Source organism: Bradyrhizobium erythrophlei (assembly GCF_042430365.1).
Classification (GTDB): domain Bacteria; phylum Pseudomonadota; class Alphaproteobacteria; order Rhizobiales; family Xanthobacteraceae; genus Bradyrhizobium; species Bradyrhizobium erythrophlei.
In genome coordinates, this window is record NZ_JBHMET010000233.1 from 60,465 (window position 1) to 80,088 (window position 19,624).

Genomic DNA, 19,624 nt, shown 5'->3' on the forward strand with positions numbered 1-19,624 from the left:
GGCGATCGTAATAGGCGACCCACCGCTACACCGCGCGGATCGATCGTCCAAAACCGTGAGCGCCGGCTTCATGGGCCCGACACCGTCGGTGCAATCGTCACTCCGATTCTGGTCCAAAACTCCATGGCCTCTCTACCAGCCACCGCCCCGCTTGCGACATGGTCGAGAGCGCCGTCGGGATTGATGACGCCGGCGGCCGACGAGGGACACGGAGTTGCCGTCTCCAGCAACGCCCTGTGAACCTGGTGCGGATCCGGCTGTCGTCCGTTCCTGAGCTGATGACTGAGCAGAAGCCCCGCGATCGCGGCGACCAGTGCTGCCGCGCAACTTGCGCCACTCCTATGCGCGATGCCGCCCTGCAACGCTGCGCCTTCGATGTTGGAGCCCGGCGCCAGCACGTACCGACCACTGCGCGCATGGCCACCAATACGTTCGAACGGCAGATGACCGGGCTCATGGATGGCATCGACAGCAAGGATCGGCTCTGCTGCATCAAGGCCGACCGTCGTTACCGCCGCCACAATCATCACATTGTGGTGCACGCATCTATCGATCGCTCGTGTCAACTCCAGTTGAGTCGTGCCAGAACTCACAAACTCACCCCTGCTAATATCGATGATGTGAGCACCATGCTCGATCGCCAGCTCGATCGCCCGCGCGAGACACAGTTGGGAGCATCGCGGACCGTCGTTTCCGAAGACCGGGACGATCAGGCCGCGGCACCGCGGCGCCAGTCCCGCGACCGAGCTTCCGGGTTGTCCGAAGATCAAACTGCCAGTGTGCGTCCCGCGCGCGCTGGCATCGCTGTCAGCAGTGACCGGGATTTCCAGCGGTCTAAGATGGGCGCCGAGGAAGCAGCCATGCGTAGCATCGACTCGGCCGTCCAGTACGGCAATTCTGACCCTGGGGTCGCCCTGCCCGAGGCATGCCCCGATGGTCTTTCGCAACGTGTCGGCAGTCCCCAAGCCCATCATTGCATTACTTCCCTTGATCAATGTCGTCCAGGAATTGGGAAACGCACATTTCCCTCGACGCTGTGCGGACTGACATTTCCGCCCAGCGAAACGTCGCGATTGATGTTCAGGCGCGGATCACCGCGATCGCCGCCGCTGACGTTGGGATAGCTGGTCGGCGGTGGTGACGGCACTCTGAAGTTCTGCAGGCGCTCGCTGTCGGTCTCGGGATGCGGCTGATAGGTCGGAGCGAGATTCACATCGTCTGCGTAAACAACCGTAGGAGCGACGGTGGATAGAGAAACCGCCGTGGCGAGGACGATAAGCAATTTCATGCGAGCCCTCCTGTCATACCCGTTGCCGGCGCTCTTTCCGGCTGCCGGCACCTTCGCCCGCGGTCGTCCGTACTCCGCGATGGAAGCGTTCAATCCGCGTGAAAAAAGCGTGATCGAACGGTGAAAACTGCTATGCTCGTCTTGGGTGTGGCGGAAAATTCTGGCAATCATGGCGACGGCTCAGCGGTTCACGTTAGGTTTGTTCGGACCATTCCGACTTCTGAAACCTGGAGGTGAGCGCGTTGAAATCCCCAGCAAGAAGGGGGTCGCGGTGGTTGCAATGCTTGCTATGGCGAGAGACGGCGAGCGCACGCGCAGCTGGCTGCAGGACAGGTTGTGGGGAAAGCGACAACAGACCGAAGCGCGCGGCAGCTTGCGGCGGGAATTGTCCAACCTCAGAAAGCTGCTGAACCACGATACGCAGCTGCTCGTCACTGGACGCGATCGTGTAACACTTAACCTTGAGCTGATCGACGTCGACGCACGACGTGCACTAGCTCATCCGCTGCCCGGGGAATTCCTTGAAGGGCTCGACATTGCGGGTGAGGACGGCTTTGAGGAATGGCTTCGAGAACAACGACGCCTGCTCACGCGCACAGCTCTCACCCAGAGCAAACCGTTCAGCGAATCGTCACCACGTCCCGCCTCTGACACGCCGACATCGGCTTCGCTGCTGCCCTTGCATATCGTTGATACATCGCAACCGCCAATCGGATTCGAAGGTAGCTCGGCTCTTGCCGTGTTGCCCTTCTTGAACATGATCGGCGACGAACAGTATGACTATATCGCGGAGGGCATTAGTGAGGAGCTCATCGAGCGCCTGTCAAGAATCCGCTGGTTACCAGTCATATCCCGAAGCTCGAGCTTCTCGTTCTCCGACGCGACCGATCGAAGAACCGTCAGCAAAAGTCTCGGGGCCAGATATCTGCTCGAAGGTCGCCTGCGCCGAGACCGCGACACCCCTCTGATCGTTGCAAGCCTGATTGACGGGACCAACGGACATACCGTCTGGACGCAGCGGTTCATCCTGCCATCATTGACATCAAAGAATTCCTTCGATCAATTCGTCGCAGAGCTGGTGGCTAGTCTTGAAGCCAGGGTCGATCATGCCGAGCAGATGCGGACTCGGGGCAAACGGCAGGATAATTTCACCGTCAACGACTTGATATGGCGCGGCCGCTGGCACCTTAACCGGCTCACCAAGACTGATTCCGAAATGGCGCAGAAGCTGTTTGCCGAAGCGCTGGCACTCGATCCAACGTCATCGGAAGCGCTCCTCCAATCGACCTTCGCCCTCGGCTGGGCGATCTGGGCGGGCCGCCAGCCGAAAGATCGCGTCTACGAGATGCGCAAGTTGGCTCAGGACGCGATCTATGCCGATCGCGATGACGGCCGCGGGTATATGCTGGCCGGCATCGCGGAAATGTGGCTACGGCATCCCTTGGCGGCCCAGGAGCTCCTGCAACAAGCGATTGCGCTTAATCCAAGTCTGTCCATGGCGCATGCCCAATTGGGAGGGAGCTTCAATCTAACCGGCCAGCCAGAGCAGGCCATCATACATCTGCAGGCGGCGCTACGGCTGAACTCGAACGATCTCCAGAATTTCTATGCGCTGACTGAACTTGCTCTTGCGTTCAGCATGCTCGGCAAGTGGAGCAAGGCGATCGAGCATGCGGACCACGCTCTCGCCCTTCGTCCTGCCTATTGGTACGCACATGTCATCAAGGTGAATGCGCTTGCCCGGACCGGCGAATTATCGGCGGCACGCGACGCGCTGGAGGAACTGTTGTTACTAAAGCCGGACTTCTCCAAGCGGTTCATCGACTGGCTGCCGTTCGTCGACAGCAAGTGGACGAGCTACTTGGTCGAAGGTTTGAAACTGGTGCCGATCGAGCGGTCCGCTTGGCTCGAGAACGACGATCAAAGCAGGACCGCATAGTGGATAGCCACTTCATTCATTTTTTCTTGCAGGACAATCGGGGGGCCGATGTTCAAGTCCAAATATTATGCTCGCATCAAGGCAGCACAACGTAAGACCAAGGCTGACGACGCCAATCAACCGTTCGACCTCGACCAACTCGGTGCAGACAGCTGGCGTCGGCGCATAACCGTCTGGTTGACTGGAGCGGCTCTCCCGCCCCTGTTGTTCCTGCTCCGGGAATTCTGGCCTGTCGCGACGATCGGTTCGTTCGTTGTCGTCACGCGTTATGCAGATGTCTGCAGTGTGCTGGCTCACCCTGAACTGTTCGAGGTCCCCTTCGATCGCGAGATGAAGGAGCTAGGCGGCGAACACTTCGTCCTGGGGCTGGAGGGCTCGGCTCATGACGAGCAGAACAGGCTCATCAGGACGGTCCTCGGCGGCAACGGCGAGCAGTCCCGATCCGAGGTGGTCGGCGGGCCAGCGACGACGGACGAGGATCTGCTCAGGGCAGGCTTCGGCAAAGAGGATGCCGAGCACCTCGCGCGATTGAGCAATCGATACGCCAAGGCCTTGATTCGCGCGTCCGGCGGCCGAATTGACGTGATGAAGGATTTCATCACACGCGTTGCCGCAGAGACCTGCATCCGCTACTTCGGACTTCAGGTTGACGACCCGGACATCTTCGCCGAATGGACAATGTCCATCTCGGCCCTGCTGTTTGCGGATCCTTGCGGTGCGCCGGCCACCCGTCAGTTGGCCCTCAACGGCGCAGCCCGCGTGCGCGCCGTCATCGATCGGTCGATAGCCGAGACCAAGAAGCGCCGCAAACTCGGCGCGGACGTTTCCGATACCGTGCTTGGTCGACTGCTGCTGCGCCAGGAAACTGACGGCACGATCACGAATGAAAAAATCCGCGCCATCCTGTTAGGCTTGGCAACAGGGTTCATTCCGACGAATACGCTGGCCGCCGGAAAGATCCTGCAGGAGCTATTACGCAGGCCTGATGCCATGCGCGACGCTGTCGAGAAAGCCCGACGCGCCCGCGAGATCGATGAAAACAGCCCGACGAGCGCCAGCAAACTTGGCAATCCGGACCGAAAGGCGCTGCAAGCCGCCTTGCTGGAAGCGGCACGCCTTAATCCGGCGCTCGCGCCGGGACAGTGGCGCTTCGTCAAGAGCGAGGCCGAGATTGGATCGGGAGCATCGCGCCGCACGATCGCAAAGGGCAAGACGCTGATCGTTTCCACCATGTCAGCCTTGCGCGATCGCCGCGCGATGGATCGGCCCGGCGCGTTCAGGACCAATCGGGAGCCATCCTCATGGGATCTTCTATTCGGCACCGGCGTCCACGAGTGCCTGGGTAAACATCTGGCGATTTCCCAGATTACCGAGATCTTCATGATCCTGCTGTCGCAGGAGAACCTTCGTCGTCGCCCGACAAGCTGGGACTGGTGGGGCGGCATCAGGTGGACGGGACCATTTCCACGCTGGCTCGACATGGACTTCGATCCGCCGACCTCGCCGTCCACCCAGACCATGATGACCATCTGCGCGCCGATCGAGGTAAGCGACGGCGAACGGACGGACACCAAACTCGAGGAAATCCGGCGGCAGATCGCCGAACTGGGAAATCCCTCAGCGCGACCGATGCGCGGCATGCTCGACGAGACCGGCATCGTTCATTTCGCCTCGCTGTCCATGATCGATGCAGGCGATGACGGCAAGGCCGCACCCCATTTGCTGCTGGAGCTCAACGTCGACGGATCGACGGAAGCAGCGATTCAGAAGATCGCCGCTGCGGATCGGGCCAGCCGGACGCTGCATTCGATCTTTCGGAACACGCCAAAGGGCAAGGCCGCGCTCGCCGAGATTCTCAACAGCTATGTACGTGACCTTCGAACCCGCCCTTGGGGCGTAACTGGCATCAACTTCAACGGGACGCCGGAGTTTTCCGTACCTGACATCGCGATGCAGGAGTCCCTGTCCACATTCGCGCGTGACGCCCTCGACCTGTTCCTGATGTTCCACGTCGGCATCGGTAATCGCGCGATGAAGGCACTCGACTTCGTCCGATCGTTCATCGTCCATCCAGAGCGCTGGGCCAATATCAAGCCGTCGGGTGCCATAGGACAAAGGATAGAGGACTTGCTTGCGCGCGGCGCGAAGTTTTCCGAGCACGACGTCCTCGTCGTTCCAAGCAGGCGACGCCTCAAGATCTCCGATTGGCAGCCGTGCACCAAGCGCGAAGCGGTGTTCAAATTCCTCAAGACCTGGGATTACTGGAGCCTCGCGCTCCCCGCCCTCGCACTCGCCGCGCTGTTTGCCGTCGCCGTCTTCCACGCCACCGCGACCGATAGCTCCGCATCAATTGTCCTTCCGGGCAGGATCATCCTGGCCCTGGTGGGTGGTGCCCTGGCGACGCTGTCGGTGCTTGCGATCGTCGGCGTCGGGTTCCTTGCGTTGCTCCGCTACCACGAGACGAAGGACATCCCGGACGACCGAAACCCGGTTCTGCACGATGTTGCTACAATCGCCGGCGTCGAAAACCCGCCCGGCTTTGCCCAAAATCATTTCATGGCCGTGACGGCGCTGAAGCCCGGGTGGTTCAGGAAATTGACGCTCGCGATGTCGCTGTGGGGCATCAAGCAGATGGTGCTCAATTATTTCCGACCCGGCTTCGTCCTCAATATGGGCACCATCCATTACGCGAAATGGTTCCGGTTGCCCGGTCACGACAAGCTCGTCTTCCAGGCAAACTACGACGGAAGCTGGGAAAGTTACCTTGAAGACTTCATCATGAAAGCGCACTTGGGTCAGACTGCCGCCTGGAGCAATGGGGTTGGCTTCCCTCGCACGCGGTACCTGATCCTCGACGGAGCCCAGAACGGCGACCGGTTCAAGCGTTGGGTCCGCCGTCAGCAGGTCCTTTCGCCATTCTGGTACAGCCGCTTCCCCCATCTCACCACCGACCAGATCCGTCGCAATGCGTTGATCCACGATGGCCTGGCGCGCGCATCGACCGATTCCGCGGCGCGCGCCTGGCTCGATTGCTTCGGTTCGATTCCACGCCCCGATTACGTGATCGAAACCGACGAGGTCCAGTCGTTGCTTTTCCGCGGCCAACGCTACTTGCGCTACGCGATTTGCGCGCTGATACGGCTGCCCGACACAAAGGCCGCGCGTGCCGAATGGCTCGAAAAGCTGGTGCCGGGAGCAAAATCACCGCACAGCGTCGCAGAGCTCGACGAGGACGAAGACGGAGCCTTCAGGATAACCTTCGGCGACCATCCGTTTAGCCCCGACCGCCGCCTGCAGAACCTCGCAACCTTCGTCGGTTTCAGTGCCGCCGGTCTGCACAAGCTCGGGCTGTCGGAGGCAACCCAGCACGACGGGCTGGGTGCTTTCCCGAACACCTTCAACATGGGAATGGCCAATCGCAGCCGTAGCCTTGGAGATTTCGGACAGTCCTCACCGGCGGGATGGCGCTGGTCGGACGCCACGCCGAACGCGGGCCCCGACGGATGTAGCGCGAGGCCGTCCGGCGCCGATGCCGTCCTCCTCATCTACGCCCAGGATGCCCTGGAATGCGAAAAAGCCCTCGCCGATCACGTTGCGACGCTCGGCAAAGACGCGTTGATTCATGTCGTCCCGACCCAGCCGGCAATCGAGCGCATCTCCTATGAGCAGGAAGGGCGCGCAAGAGTCCAATGCCCGCTGGGCGAGGATCTACGGAGCGACAACGACGTCGACTACGTTCTCTATGAACATTTCGGATTCCGTGACGGCATTTCGCAGCCGGCGATACGAGGGAGCCAACGCTTTCTGAAGGGCGTACAAAAACGCGACATCGTGGAGCCTGGCGAATTCATTCTCGGATACCGCAACAACCAGGGCTACTATCCGCCCACCGCGACGGTCCGCGCGGACTCCGATCAGAACGAGCACCTTCCCGTCGTCCTCGCGGACGCGCCGAGCGAGTTCCCTTCGTTCGAAGGCAACTCCGCCGTACGTGACTTCGGCCGCAATGGCAGCTTCCTCGTGGTTCGGCAACTTGCGCAGGACGTCGCTGGTTTCGCCGAATTTCTTGACGCCAAGGCGCGCCAGATCGATGACGACTATCCGAACCTCGCGGATACTGTCGGCGCTAGAATCAACGCCAAATGGCTGGCCGCAAAGATGATCGGCCGTTGGCCCGACGGCACGGCCCTGGTCGAGCGGCCGGGTGCCGACCGCGAGGAGAGCCCGCGCAAGGGCGAAGCGCTTGACAACAAATTTAGCTATGGTGTGGACGATCCGCAGGGATTGCATTGCCCGCTCGGCGCCCATATCCGCCGCGCCAACCCGCGGGACAGTCTGCAGCCGGATGATCCGGGTCAACAGTCGATCACCAACCGCCACCGATTGCTGCGGCGGGGACGGCCCTACGCGTACCGCCCGTCAGAGGATGCTGAAACGGAAAAGGGTCTGCTGTTCATGTGCCTCTGCGCCGATCTCGACCGGCAATTCGAGTTCGTTCAACAAACCTGGATTCAATCGCCATCGTTTCACGGCCTGAGAGACGAGCCCGATCCAATGGTGGCATGGTCTGATCCAAAGAGACCGCGTTCTTTCACCATTCCAACGGCGTCAGGTCCCGTTCAGTTGCACGGCATGAAGACGTTCGTGACCGCACGAGCTGGCGGATACTTCTTCTTGCCGAGCCGGTCCGCCATTCAGTACCTGATCGACATAAACCAGCCAGGATAGACGCCAGCGCGATGAACGAGCTCCCAATACTAATCCTGGTAGGAAGACGATCTTCTCTCCCTAGCTTAATGATGTCGGGACGTCTTGTCAGATTATTACGGAAGCGGAACCCCCGCCTGAGGCGGCACTCGCGTACTTGCCTCCGGCAAGGAGGTAAAGCTTCCCTGATTTTTCCGATGGGCACCGCGCGTACGCGAGCGCCTTACATTGCGAACCACTGATTGTTAGCTGGGGGCATACGAAGATGCGATGGCGTGGCTCTATTGCGCTGGGTCTCACGGCAGGCGAATAGTGTACCTACGCAGTGAATGCATTTGCGATGAAGCGGTAGGGTTGAGTGGGAGGAGCCGTATGAATTGGCGCCACAGGAGGTGACTGTGTCAAAGCAGAACACAGCAAATAGAGAACACACTCGCTACCATCGATTTGTCGGGAGTGCTGGACAAGGTCACGAACATTAAGTTCGTCGGATACCATCCGCCTCGACGACTTGGCACTGATCGAGCAGCGTGTCCGACGGAATCTCCCAGTCGCGATACTGCGATTTACGAGATGCAGCCTTGGCGCGAATCCGTCACGCGGCGCGAGTGATCGGCCCGATGACTATCGAGGGCCTCTCGTGAAAGCTGGGAGCCTTCCGTTCCATAGTTGCCAGGATGCGCCCCGCAATCTCAACCAAGTGGACCGTTCCCAAAATCTCTCCGAAAGTCCTTCTAGGCCTGCGGAAAGAGCGGTCGTCAAGGACGATCCGAACCCCCATTGCTCCAAAAGATGGGCAGCGTGTTGTTGGGAACAGCATTGTGGAAGGCCACTAAGGCTCCCATGTCGCCGAAGCCAAGTGGAGCATCTGGGTACAGCTCCCGCCCAATCTGAAGCAGCATATCCCGCGCGAAGCGGTGACTGGCTTCATCCTCGAAAATTGAGGCGTCAGCAGCGAGCGAGCGCAACTCATCGCCCAAGACGTTCGCCGCAACAGCTTGCAGTTCAGGGAACGCTTCGCGGAGTTTCACCAGAGCCTCTGGGAAGGCAAACATCACGAAAACAGAAATCCTGCCGCTCTGTACAAACGAACACCATACTTTAGCCCCCGAGGCCGGCCGCGTCTTGCCAGCGGTCACCGACGAACTCAATCGTTCGAAAACAATTGCTCTCGTACTTGCCTATGACCAAGCATCTTGGCGAAGCGCCGGTAGTCGTTGTGATCGCGCTGCCACCGACCAGCGACGATCGCCGAATGGACTTCGGCTTCCGCCGCTATGCGTACTACGTCTTCCGGAGCCAGTTCGCTCGAAGCCAGCTTCTGCGCAATCTTCGGCGGGATGAGCGTCGATTGCGCAAATTCGTCGGCCTCTCTCTCGATCGCATCGGAGCTTTTAACATCGAGATCGTCGAAGATGAGCTTGGTATCACCAGTTAGATGGCAGCAGACGTGCGCGTACTCGTGGAGAAGGGTAAACCAGAAATTATCCAGTCGGTCATGGCGGACAGTCATCGCAATTATAGGGGTCGCATCGGCTCGACAGAGCGCTGCACCGTCGAGGAACGTTCCGGGCAGATGCTCAAGGATCACGAACGCCACACCGACTTGCGCGAGTGCATCCCTCACAAGAGTCGGACCATCTGGCTTGGTGCTTAGCCGAGCGAGTTCGCGACCAAATTCGCGCGAAATAGCGTGCCGCTTCTTGGGAGGCTTAAAGGAAGCCGCCTTCACGAGGACCGCAGCGCACCAAGCCTCCAGCGCATTAACATCAGTCTTGGCATTAGTCCGCTCTGTGCGCGTCTTCCGCAGCATGGCGGGCAAAGCAGTGCCGGCAAACGCCCTCGCGAGAAAGGCGGAATGATGCTCCTTCTGCCTCAAAACTCCGAAGCTCGCGAGCGTCTTCATCGCCGACTTGGTAAGCCGCGGCTCGTTTCGATCGTCCTCGTCTGGTCCGACCAAAGACGCGAGAGGGATTCCAAGGTGACGATGAAGCGCACGGATCATATCGATCGACAGAGGACGACGGCCGCTCAGAACTTCGGACACCTTGGATTTATGCCCGATGTATGGCTCGAGATCGCGAGGCTTCAAGTTGCCCTGCTTCATGCGGAAGCGTATCGCCTCTACCGGGGTAGGCAGGGCCATGACATTGCTATTCTCGCGATCCCATTTCTCTACGAGCGTCTGAAGCACCTCAAGCTCGTCGAGCGAGCGCTGATCGTGCTTGCCAATCAGAACGCTCATCCGTTCGAGCGCGGCTTCGTAATGAGCTTCCGAGCGAATTGGTGTGACGTTCATGAAGACTTCCGTGTCATGAATCACCCGGACGACGCGCGCGAGGTCCCGCGTAGTCGATCAGGGCGATTCCCGTTTCGTAGTTGATCGCGAGGACGACGCAATGTTGCCCGTCAAGGGGAACGACCAGGCTCTGCGTCTCGAGTTTGGCATCGGGGTAGGCGGCAAGGACGTCCTTGGGAGACCGCCAGGCCGCCGCTTCAAGCTCAGCATGAAAGGCTCGATAGGCCCCGGCCGTCTCGTCATTGCACTCCGACGACGCCCGAATCAGCTTGGATTTCCCCGCAATCCTCATTGCTATCCCATAACCGCTGCTCAAGCGCAAGAAAAATGGTTCCCAAAATGGGATCGATTACGTTGCGCTTCGCTCCGAATCAAGCTACACAGACATCGTTCCTATTATGGGAACTAGGAGAAGTCACACGATGCACGATGTCGAGCGCGGCGACGGCAGCAAGCCGGAGAGCGATCGTTTGGACAACCAGCACACCGAGGGCCCCCCCGTCGAACACCTGCACCGCGCTGAACGCAACCTCGAACAGGCCCTCGAAAAGAGCCGCGAAGCCGCCAACGACGTGGCGAAGGCCGAGGCCGAGGTCGAGAAGGCGATCGAGGAGATGGAGCACCCGCACAAGTTCACCGTGAAGGTGCTCTACAACGGCGTCGTCAAGACGTTCGAGGTTCGTCCCGAGGAGACCGTCAAGCACTTACTGGACGAGGCGATCCGCGCGTTCGGCGCCGCCAATCCCCACACGCTCTCGCTCTACAAGGGCGGTGCGGAATTGGCCGACGGGCTGACGCTGAAGCAGGCGGGCGTCGAGCCGAACGACCAGTTGCTGCTGCGCCCTGGCGCCGTGAAGGGCGGCTCATGAGCGCGCCCTATCGCCTCGATCGCGGTGTGCTGGAAGCGACCTTCCGGCACTTCCGCGACTGCGGCTGCGGTCGGGAGGAATGCCAAGTGCTCTGGCTCAGCCCCTGGTCGCAGCCGGACATCATCGCCAAGGTCGTGCATCCGAAGCATGCCGGACATTTCGGCGGCTTCGTGCTCGACGACACTTGGCTGAACGAGTTCTGGCTGGAACTCGGTGCCACCAAGATGGGCATCCGCGTCCAGGTGCACACGCACCCCCGCGAGGCCTTTCATTCGCGCACGGATGACGAATACCCGATCATCCACACCCCTGGATTCCTTTCGTTGGTGATCCCGAACTTCGGGCTCGGGCCGATCGGCTTCGACGAGGCCTACCTGACCGAGATCCAGCCCGGCGGGCGCTGGAAGGAAGTCCCCATTGCTTCACGACTGGTGATGACATGACCCTGCAACTGGCCCTCGACCGCACGATGCGGCTGATGCGCGACGAACTCGACGCATCCACGCCCGACGACGCGCTGCTCGCCGCGTTGATCGAGACGGAGGTAGCGATCGTCGCCGACTCCTCGAACCTGGCTTCGCACTCGGCGCAGACCGCCTTCATGACGCTGGCGATGCTGATGGCGCGGTCGGGACATCGAGTGCATCTGGTCGCACCCGACATTCTCCTCGCTGCCGCGCAACCACCTGTGCCGGCGGGCCTGATGATCACCGGCTTGCTCGCCGTGGGTCGCGACCTGCTGCCTGGCATAACGTTCTCCAGTGCGATGCCGGCCGACCCGGTCGATCTCGTCGTCACGCTCGGCGATACCGAGACGTCGCTGCGTGGGCGCGCGATGATCAGCGTTAATGCGGACGACTGGACCGGCAGGCTCTCCCCGCCGGCGAGGGCTATACGGTGGCGTGCAGGCCGATGGCCGCTGGGCGCCATGGCCGCAGCGGCGATGGCTGCGACCGAGGCCTTCAAGATCGCGATGCGGAAGATCGTGCGCCACGCCCGCAACCCCGCGGTGATGATGGAGACGTTCGCGCCCTCGACCGACATCGAGTTCGCGCTGGCACCGGCCGGCACGCCGATGGTGAGCGCACTCGGCGAGTTCGATTGCGTGAGCGGAGGCGCGATTACCCAATCGGCACTTTTCGCCTTGACGCGGCTGCCGGAGGTCCGCGGGCATGCCCGCGTGATCGAGCCCGAATTCGCCGATCTGACCAACCTCAATCGGTACATGCTGCTGCTGCGATCCCACTTCGGCGCGCAAAAGGCCAAAGACCTCGAAGAGATGTGCGCAGGAACCGGCCTGGCAGTCACGCCCATCCCGGAGCGATTTGGTCCTGAGACCGCCAATTCGATCGGCCTGAGCGAGGTCGTGCTGGTGGGCGTCGACGACATCCCCTCGCGGTGGCTTGTGCAGCGCGGCTGGCCGGCATGGCTCGGCGTCGGCGCAACGACGCACTGGTCCGCCATGGCATCGTTCCATGTGCCCGGCACGGACGGTTGCGCCGAGTGCCTGCACCCCGACGACGATCCTGCCGACGCTCCCATTCCGACGGTGGCGTTCGTCTCGTTCTGGGCCGGACTGCTAACGGCGACTTATTTCCTTCGGCACCGTGCCGGTGTCCTCGGCGCTGCGCTCCCAGATCAGCAGATTTACGCGACGCCTCTTCGTCCGGAGAGCCCTATCTGGGCGATTGTCCCGAAGCGTCCCAGCTGCCCGACGTGCGCATCGCTACGGTCGAGCGCGCAAGTGTAGGCAACGGAACTGCGGTGACATCGTCTCGCCGAGCGGCGATCGCGTGGACGTCGCTGCCCAGGCGGATAGAAAGGACTGTCACGTCAGATTGAATTGAGGTCGCCCGGTCAGCCGGAAATGGTCAAGTGTTTTACGGTATGGGACGCGCTGGCACAGCGGGGCCGCGGCCGCCCGATGTCGCACCGTTCGCTCCACGTCCAAGGGGCAGCCGGTACTGACGACATCTACCGTGTTCAACGGGCGGTTCTAATGCCTTTTGCTGCCCGCTAAATCCGATGGTCGTTGGCCTTGGCCTGCTCCGTAGGCGGCATCAGCGTTTCGTTAATGCGATCCACTCCTCCCGCACCTATGTCGCTGGCTCGAAGGGCTCGATGCTCGCTCAGGTGACTTCGGCCATTTTCCAAGGATTCGAGCTTCCCGCGGACGGCTCAATGATGGCAACTTGACCGGGCCGCGGGACCCACAGGGTCTCCACCGCGGTTCTCCACCGTCCGAATCCGGTGGCTCGAGAAATGCCCGGTTTTATTGGGTTTTTCGCACGTCGCAATCAAGTGGCGGAGAGGGAGGGACTCTCACCTGCTTTTGCGGGCCTCCCCACCGATCAGAAGACTCTCACCTCCGCCCGCTAGCCCCGCTTCTTGCTCCCGATGCGCGCAATCGATGAGCTACGTTGCGGTCGCCAGTCGAGATGCCGGCTGAGATTTTCCTTTCGAATGCTTGCAGAAAAAGCCGATCGACGACAGCGGCTGGATCTTTTCGCGTGACCTAGCCGCGACCAACGCAAAATAACGGCTTGGCCATCACTGAGCTATTCGCAAGCTCGAGGGATTTGGTGCTCGCAGCAGAACCTGAACCGAGGACCCGCCGATTAGAACGTCAGCGGTTGTTCGACTGAGGCGACATACACGTCAGGAGGGGATCGGCATTCGAGTCGCCGCCTTGCGGAAGGATTCGAATACTGACCACTTCAAGGATTAGACTATCGTCCGCCGACTACGCTCGACTGCTACCGATTTGCTACGAGGCCGGCGCCGAAATATCGTGTCCGCGCGACCAGCAAGCAATTAATTGATTTTGCTGTGTTTTTGGTAGCGGGGGAGGGACTCGAACCCCCGACCCCAGGATTATGATTCCCGTGCTCTAACCAGCTGAGCTACCCCGCCACGGCGTCGCGGTCGGCGGCATCAAGCCGCGGGACGCGAACGCGCGGCATATAAGGAGTGGGCCGCACGCCTGTCAAGCAACCCGGGCCCCTCCCGCAACTCATTGTAAGCCTACGCTATTTCGGGCGGATCGAAGGGTCGCCGCCGGGACTGCCGGGCGGCGGAATCACCGGCGTGTTGCCGCCTTCCGGGGTCGGCGCGCGCATTTCGGGATCCACGCCAGCGGGCGGGCACAGCACCCCGTCGGATTTCGCCAGCTTGTCGCCCAGCGGCATCGTGCTCTGACCGGTGGTGGTTCCCTCCGGGACCACAATCCCGGGATGAGCCGGCTGTTGCATCGGGGCGCAGTTCGCCGCGCGCGTCGGCGATGGTGGGGCGGTCTGGGCCGGCGGTGTCGTCGGGCTGGGCGGCGCCTGGGCCGAAGCCACGACGGGCGCCATCAGCGCACATGACAAAAGAAGTGACTGAGTGATCCGCATGGAGAGAAAACCGCGCTGACACGCCGATGTTCCCCCGAGCTTGATCCGAAAGAGGCTGGAACCGGCCCTTCGCGAGAATCATGCCCCTTACGAGCCTCGCAGCCTCACGATTTGCGGAAGCGGATCAGCGAAAAATGTCCCATCGGCGGCATCGGACGGCGCTCTGCAAGGCTCACGCCGCCATGCCTGGCGGCCCAATCGGTCAGCCGCGCCCAGGGGAATTCCGGCCGCCAACCAAGCCGGCGCGCCAGCGGCGCGAAAGCCAGCTCGAACAGGCGACGCGGCCCGCTTTCGGCGCCGATATGATTGACCAGGATCAATTCGCCGCCGGGCTTCAGCACGCGGATGAAGTCGTCCAGCGTCGCCTCGGGATCCGGCACCGCGGTGATGACATATTGCGCGACCACCGCGTCGAAAAACGAATCAGGAAAGGCAAGATTCTTGGCGTCCATCACCGCCAGCGCCTCGACATTGCTCAATCCCAGCGCGCGCACGCGCTGCTGCGCCCGCCGCAGCATCGGCTCGGAAATATCGACGCCGCAGAGCTTTGTCGTGCGCGAATAATCCGACAGCGACAAACCGGTGCCGACGCCGACATCGAGCACACGGCCGCCGATCCGGTCGGCCTCCGCAATGGTCGACTGGCGGCCCTGATCGAACACCTTGCCGAACACGAGATCGTAGATCGGCGCCCAGCGCCCATACGCCTTTTCGACCCCGTCGCGGTCGATGTCCCCAGCCATGCCCCGCCCCGAAATCCTAACCGCGGACCGCTTCTGCGAGCGGCGCCATTGTATCCCGCGTCCCTGCCCGCGCCGCCACGCGGCTTGCGGTCGCGCTCTTGATGAAGCCGCCGCCAAGCACGCGCGCCTGCCCCGAAGCCGCATCGTAGAACACGCAGGCCTGTCCGGGCGACACGCCCTCTTCTCCGGCGACGAGTTCGACCTCGTATCCGCCATCGACGGCGCGCAGCCACGCCGGCTGCGGCGAGCGGGTCGAGCGCACGCGGACATACAGCTCGATGCCGTCGCCGATCACGCGATCCAGCGGCCCGTCGCCGATCCAGTTGACGTCGCGCAGCGCGATCCGATCCATCCGCAATGCCTCGCGCGGTCCGACCACGACGCGACGGGTCGCGGCGTCCAGCTTGACGACATAAAGCGGATGACCCGAGGCGATGCCGAGCCCCTTGCGCTGGCCGACGGTGAAATGAACGATGCCCTGGTGCTGGCCGATGATGTTGCCGGCGAGATCGACGATGTCGCCCGGAGCGATCGCATTCGGCTTCAGGCGACCGATGATATCGGTGTAGCGGCCGGTCGGCACGAAGCAGATATCCTGGCTGTCCTGCTTGTCGGCGACCTCGAGATCGAATCGGCGCGCGAGCTCGCGGGTCTGCGGCTTGGTCATGTCGCCGAGCGGGAAGCGCAGGAAGTCGAGCTGCTCGCGCGTCGTCACGAACAGGAAGTAGCTCTGATCGCGATCGGCGTCGGCTGCGCAAACCATCGAACGCGATCCGTCAGCGAGGCGACGCGATGCGACGTAGTGGCCGGTGGCAAGCGCCTGAGCACCGAGCTCGCGCGCGGTCGCGAGCAGGTCGCGAAACTTCACCGAACGGTTGCACTCGATGCACGGCACCGGCGTCTCGCCGAGCGCGTAGCTGTCGGCGAAATTGTCGATCACCTGCTCCTTGAAGCGGCTTTCATAGTCGAGGACGTAATGCGGAATGCCGATGCGCTCGGCAACGTTGCGCGCGTCATGGATATCGCGGCCGGCGCAGCAGGCCCCCTTGCGATGGGTGGCGGCGCCATGGTCGTAGAGCTGCAGGGTGATGCCAACCACGTCATAGCCCTGCGACTTCAGCAGCGCAGCCGTCACCGAGGAATCCACGCCGCCGGACATGGCGACCACGATCCGTGTGTCCTCAGGGCGGCCTTCGAGATCCAGACTGTTGAGCATCTTAAGCGGTCATCGATCGTTATCGCGACGAGTTTCACTGGCTCGGCGACGGGATTAAAAGGCCTTTATCCAGAAGGCCTTGGGGCGAGCCCAGAAGACGAATCCGGGGCCGGATCGGTCGGTTCGGGACGCGTCGAAGGCCACCCTTTAATATAGGCCGTATTCCGCAGAGGCAATCAGGGGAAGTCACGGAGCGCTGCCGCGGCAGGGCAAATCTTGCCGCCGGGCAAAAACGAGACCGCTCGGAACCCGCCTCGGCAGCCAAGCCGTCCACATAAGCCATTGATATAACACATAATTATCCATCTCCGGGCAATGGCCCGGTCCTTGCTGAATGGAAGGCGGAAGTCTCATCACGAGGATCGGCTGTGGTCAGCGTCACGTCAGAAGCATCGGCAAACCTGTCTTTCCAGGGCTCGCCCCAGCGGTCGCAGCGCCCGGACCCCGCCCCGTCGGCGCGGAACGACAGCTTTGCCTCGCTGGTCGACAGCAACAACACGGCCGCCAACAACAGCGACAATCGCCTGCCCGACTCGTCGAACTCGCCGCCCGCCCCCGCGCGCCGCGCCGATGATTCATCGCCGACCAACCCCCGATCGCGCGACACGGCGCCCGACGGGACGGCGCGGGACTCCGACAACGCGACCGGCGCGCAAGACAATGACAAGGTCGACGGCCGCAGTGACGCGCCACGCAAGAGCAAGCCGAAGTCGGCGTCGAAATCCGACGACCAGAAATCAACCGGCAAGACCGACTCCGCCGACCAGACGCCGGTCACCGGTCCGACCGACGCCAAGCAGGATGCGGCCGCAACGGCTACGACGGATGCCATCGCTGCCGCGATTCCCGTGCCCGCAACGCCGACCGGCGCGGCAGCGGCGTTATCCGACAAGCCCGCCGCCCCGCTTGCGATCGCCGCTGCGGCCATCGCTGCGAGCTCGGCGATTGCCGGCACAGCCGCCCCGACCGGAGCCGACGCGGCGACGGCGGCCACGACCGCTGCGAATGCGGCCGATGTCGCCAAGGCGGCCGGCCTGAAGAGCGAAACGCAAGCCGCAAAGGCCGATGCGGCAACGGTGCAAGGCGTCGCCGCGGAAACCGGCAACGCCAGCACCGGCATCGCGCTGGCCGCAACCGTCGCCACCGGAACGCCGGCCACGAAGACGGCGTCGCCGACCGCGCCCCAAATCGCCGGGAAGGATGGCATCGTCACGACGCCTGCCGAACAGGACGGCGCGACCGGATCCGCCACCACCACCAACAACACCGCATCTGCAACAACGGCCACCATCGTCCCCGGCGTCACCCAGCCGCCCGCTGTCACCGGCAAGGCAAAAGCCGCTGACGGCGTTGTCGATGCCGTCAAAGCCGACGCTCCAAGCAATGCGGCGCCAACGCCCGCGACCAACGGTCATTCGGCCGCTGCGGCACAGGCGCTGGTCAACACGCCCGATGCCGGCGCGCAAGCCGCCAACGCGATCCAACCGCAACCGCCGACCACGCCGGCAACGCCGGCTGCGACGGCACAATTGACCGCAACCGCCGCAACGCAAAGCGCCGCAGTGCCGCTCAGCGGGCTTGCCGTGGAGATCGCGGCATCGGCGAAGAGCGGCAAGAGCCGCTTCGAGATCCGGCTCGATCCGGCCGAGCTTGGCCGCATCGACGTCCGCATCGACGTTGACCGCAACGGCCAGGTCACCTCGCATCTCACGGTCGAGCGGCCCGAAACGCTGTCGATGCTGCGCCAGGACGCCAACCAGTTGCAGCGCGCCCTCGACAATGCCGGCCTATCGACCGGCAATGGCGGCCTGCAGTTCAGCCTGCGCGATCAATCGCAGTCGGGCCAGAACAACAACGGCCAGTCCAATCCAAACGCCCACCGCCTGATCGTCGGCGAAGAAGAGACGATCCCTGCCGCCGTCGCCGGCCGCTCCTACGGGCGCATGTCCGGCGCGAGCGGCGGGGTCGATATCAGAGTGTAAGGAGCTCACGATGTCAGTCGATGCAACCATGCCAACGCCGGTGGTTTCGGCGCCCGCCACCAACACCGGGTCGAGCTCGAGCAGCAACAACACCGCGTCGACGGCGACGAAGGGCATCGCCGATAATTTCCAGACCTTCCTCACGCTGCTGACGACGCAGTTGCAGAACCAGAACCCGCTCGATCCGCTCGACACCAACCAGTTCACCCAGCAACTGGTGCAGTTCGCGGGCGTCGAGCAGCAGCTCAAATCGAACGACCAGTTGAAGTCCCTGATCGCGATCGAGCAGAGCGCGCAATCGACGCAGGCGCTGGTCTATGTCGGCAACACCGTTGCGGTCGACGGCAGCAAGGCCCAGTTCGACAAATCCGCGACCTGGAACCTGACCGCGCCGAAAGGCACCAACGCGACGATCACGATCACGAATTCGACCGGCCAGACCGCCTATTCCGGCAATTTCACGCTGAGCCAGGGCAATGCCAGCTTCGTCTGGGACGGCAAGGGCAACGACGGCACCAAGTGGCCGCCCGGGACCTATACGCTGACCGCAACCGGCAAGGACTCCAACGGCAAGACCGTCTCGATCTCGACCGAGGTCCAGGGCGTGGTCGATTCCGTCGACCTCACCGCCTCGCCGCCGCTGCTCTCGATCGGCGGCCAGTCCTATACGACCGACAAGGTCAAGCGCGTGGTCCGTCCGTCGACCACGAGCTAGTTGTATTGGCGCACGCCGTCCCCACGTCATTGCGAGCGGAGCGACGCAGTCCACGTCGCCACTTGCGGAAGCATGGATTGCTTCGTCGCTTCAGCGCAAAATTGCTTTGCAATTTTGTCGCGAGCTCCTCGCAATGACGGGGAGGAACTCCGATTCAATTGTCAAACAGCGAAGAGGACGTGAGTCCGTATTCTCGCGGCGTGAATCGCCCGAGCTTTGCGTCTCGTGTCGCCCTCTCATCGAGCAGAGGGCGCAGGGAAAGCCGGGTGCCGATCGCACCCATGGGCCCTGTGCAACAAAAAGCACAGGGGTAGGACCACAGGTGAAACCGGAAACTCCGGCTTTCCCTGCGCAGTGGTTTTACGGCTTACTTCGTGCTCTCCCCGGCGAGACCGGGCTTTTTTGCCACCGTCTTCGCAAAGACGCGTTCGCGTCTTGCGAGGAGACACCAGCCACTGGGGCGTCAGGACCACA

At 62.3% G+C, this 19,624-nt stretch carries 15 protein-coding genes and 1 tRNA gene; 7 read left to right on the plus strand and 9 right to left on the minus strand.

Going from position 1 to position 19,624, the window contains the following annotated elements; genetic code table 11:
• Positions 1-68: 68 nt before the first annotated feature.
• On the minus strand, positions 69-974 hold the full coding sequence (locus ACFFWD_RS35595) for a S8 family serine peptidase (protein ID WP_376973566.1): 906 nt from the start codon (positions 972-974) through the stop codon (positions 69-71).
• Between the two features lie 17 nt (positions 975-991).
• On the minus strand, positions 992-1,459 hold the full coding sequence (locus tag ACFFWD_RS35600) for a hypothetical protein (protein ID WP_376973568.1): 468 nt from the start codon (positions 1,457-1,459) through the stop codon (positions 992-994).
• On the opposite strand from ACFFWD_RS35600, the gene ACFFWD_RS35605 reads away from it, so the two are divergent.
• Both ACFFWD_RS35605 and ACFFWD_RS35610 read left to right on the plus strand, forming a co-directional pair.
• A complete protein-coding gene (locus ACFFWD_RS35605; RefSeq protein WP_376973570.1) occupies positions 1,458-3,227 on the plus strand; it encodes a tetratricopeptide repeat protein in 1,770 nt (589 codons plus the stop codon). The genes ACFFWD_RS35600 and ACFFWD_RS35605 overlap by 2 nt on opposite strands.
• Before the next feature lie 48 nt (positions 3,228-3,275).
• Positions 3,276-7,955 carry a cytochrome P450 gene (locus ACFFWD_RS35610; protein WP_376973572.1) on the plus strand — a complete coding sequence of 1,560 codons (4,680 nt, stop codon included), beginning with the start codon at positions 3,276-3,278 and terminating at the stop codon, positions 7,953-7,955.
• 737 nt (positions 7,956-8,692) lie between these two features.
• On the opposite strand, the gene ACFFWD_RS35615 is transcribed toward ACFFWD_RS35610, so the two are convergent.
• The 3 genes from ACFFWD_RS35615 to ACFFWD_RS35625 are packed head-to-tail and all read right to left on the minus strand — an operon-like array spanning position 8,693 to position 10,525.
• A complete protein-coding gene (locus ACFFWD_RS35615) occupies positions 8,693-9,073 on the minus strand; it encodes a phosphoribosyltransferase-like protein (protein ID WP_376973574.1) in 381 nt (126 codons plus the stop codon).
• 8 nt (positions 9,074-9,081) lie between these two features.
• A complete protein-coding gene (locus ACFFWD_RS35620) occupies positions 9,082-10,233 on the minus strand; it encodes an ImmA/IrrE family metallo-endopeptidase (RefSeq protein ID WP_376973576.1) in 1,152 nt (383 codons plus the stop codon).
• A gap of 13 nt (positions 10,234-10,246) precedes the next feature.
• Entirely contained in the window at positions 10,247-10,525 is a 279-nt protein-coding gene (locus ACFFWD_RS35625; RefSeq protein ID WP_376973578.1) for a type II toxin-antitoxin system HigB family toxin, read from the minus strand.
• 130 nt (positions 10,526-10,655) lie between these two features.
• On the opposite strand from ACFFWD_RS35625, the gene ACFFWD_RS35630 reads away from it, so the two are divergent.
• Genes ACFFWD_RS35630 through ACFFWD_RS35640 form a run of 3 tightly spaced genes read left to right on the plus strand, consistent with a single transcriptional unit; the run spans position 10,656 to position 12,852 of the window.
• Positions 10,656-11,102 (plus strand): ubiquitin family protein, encoded by a 447-nt coding sequence (locus ACFFWD_RS35630; RefSeq protein WP_376973580.1) that lies wholly within the window; start codon positions 10,656-10,658, stop codon positions 11,100-11,102.
• A complete protein-coding gene (locus tag ACFFWD_RS35635) occupies positions 11,099-11,545 on the plus strand; it encodes a hypothetical protein (protein WP_376973582.1) in 447 nt (148 codons plus the stop codon). The genes ACFFWD_RS35630 and ACFFWD_RS35635 overlap by 4 nt, the downstream gene beginning before the upstream one ends.
• Positions 11,542-12,852: a BilD N-terminal domain-containing protein gene (locus ACFFWD_RS35640; protein ID WP_376973584.1), complete on the plus strand. Its 1,311-nt coding sequence runs from the start codon at positions 11,542-11,544 to the stop codon at positions 12,850-12,852. Before ACFFWD_RS35635 ends, ACFFWD_RS35640 begins: the two co-directional genes overlap by 4 nt.
• A gap of 1,086 nt (positions 12,853-13,938) precedes the next feature.
• Here ACFFWD_RS35640 and ACFFWD_RS35645 read toward each other — a convergent pair.
• The 4 genes from ACFFWD_RS35645 to mnmA form a co-directional block, all read right to left on the minus strand.
• A tRNA-Met gene (locus ACFFWD_RS35645) sits at positions 13,939-14,015 on the minus strand.
• 116 nt (positions 14,016-14,131) lie between these two features.
• Positions 14,132-14,494, minus strand: coding sequence for a hypothetical protein (locus ACFFWD_RS35650; protein ID WP_376973586.1), 363 nt, complete (start codon positions 14,492-14,494; stop codon positions 14,132-14,134).
• 104 nt (positions 14,495-14,598) lie between these two features.
• Positions 14,599-15,237, minus strand: a complete 639-nt coding sequence (locus ACFFWD_RS35655) for a class I SAM-dependent methyltransferase (RefSeq protein WP_376973588.1) — start codon at positions 15,235-15,237, stop codon at positions 14,599-14,601.
• Between the two features lie 16 nt (positions 15,238-15,253).
• Entirely contained in the window at positions 15,254-16,453 is a 1,200-nt protein-coding gene (gene mnmA, locus ACFFWD_RS35660) for a tRNA 2-thiouridine(34) synthase MnmA (protein ID WP_376973590.1), read from the minus strand.
• Between the two features lie 368 nt (positions 16,454-16,821).
• Here mnmA and ACFFWD_RS35665 point away from each other — a divergent pair, with 368 nt between their 5' ends.
• Together ACFFWD_RS35665 and ACFFWD_RS35670 are read left to right on the plus strand one after the other, a co-directional pair.
• Complete coding sequence (locus ACFFWD_RS35665) at positions 16,822-18,435, plus strand: flagellar hook-length control protein FliK (RefSeq protein ID WP_376973592.1); 1,614 nt, start codon at positions 16,822-16,824, stop codon at positions 18,433-18,435.
• A 10-nt stretch (positions 18,436-18,445) separates the two neighbouring features.
• Positions 18,446-19,150, plus strand: coding sequence for a flagellar hook assembly protein FlgD (locus tag ACFFWD_RS35670; protein ID WP_376973594.1), 705 nt, complete (start codon positions 18,446-18,448; stop codon positions 19,148-19,150).
• Positions 19,151-19,624 lie beyond the last annotated feature (474 nt).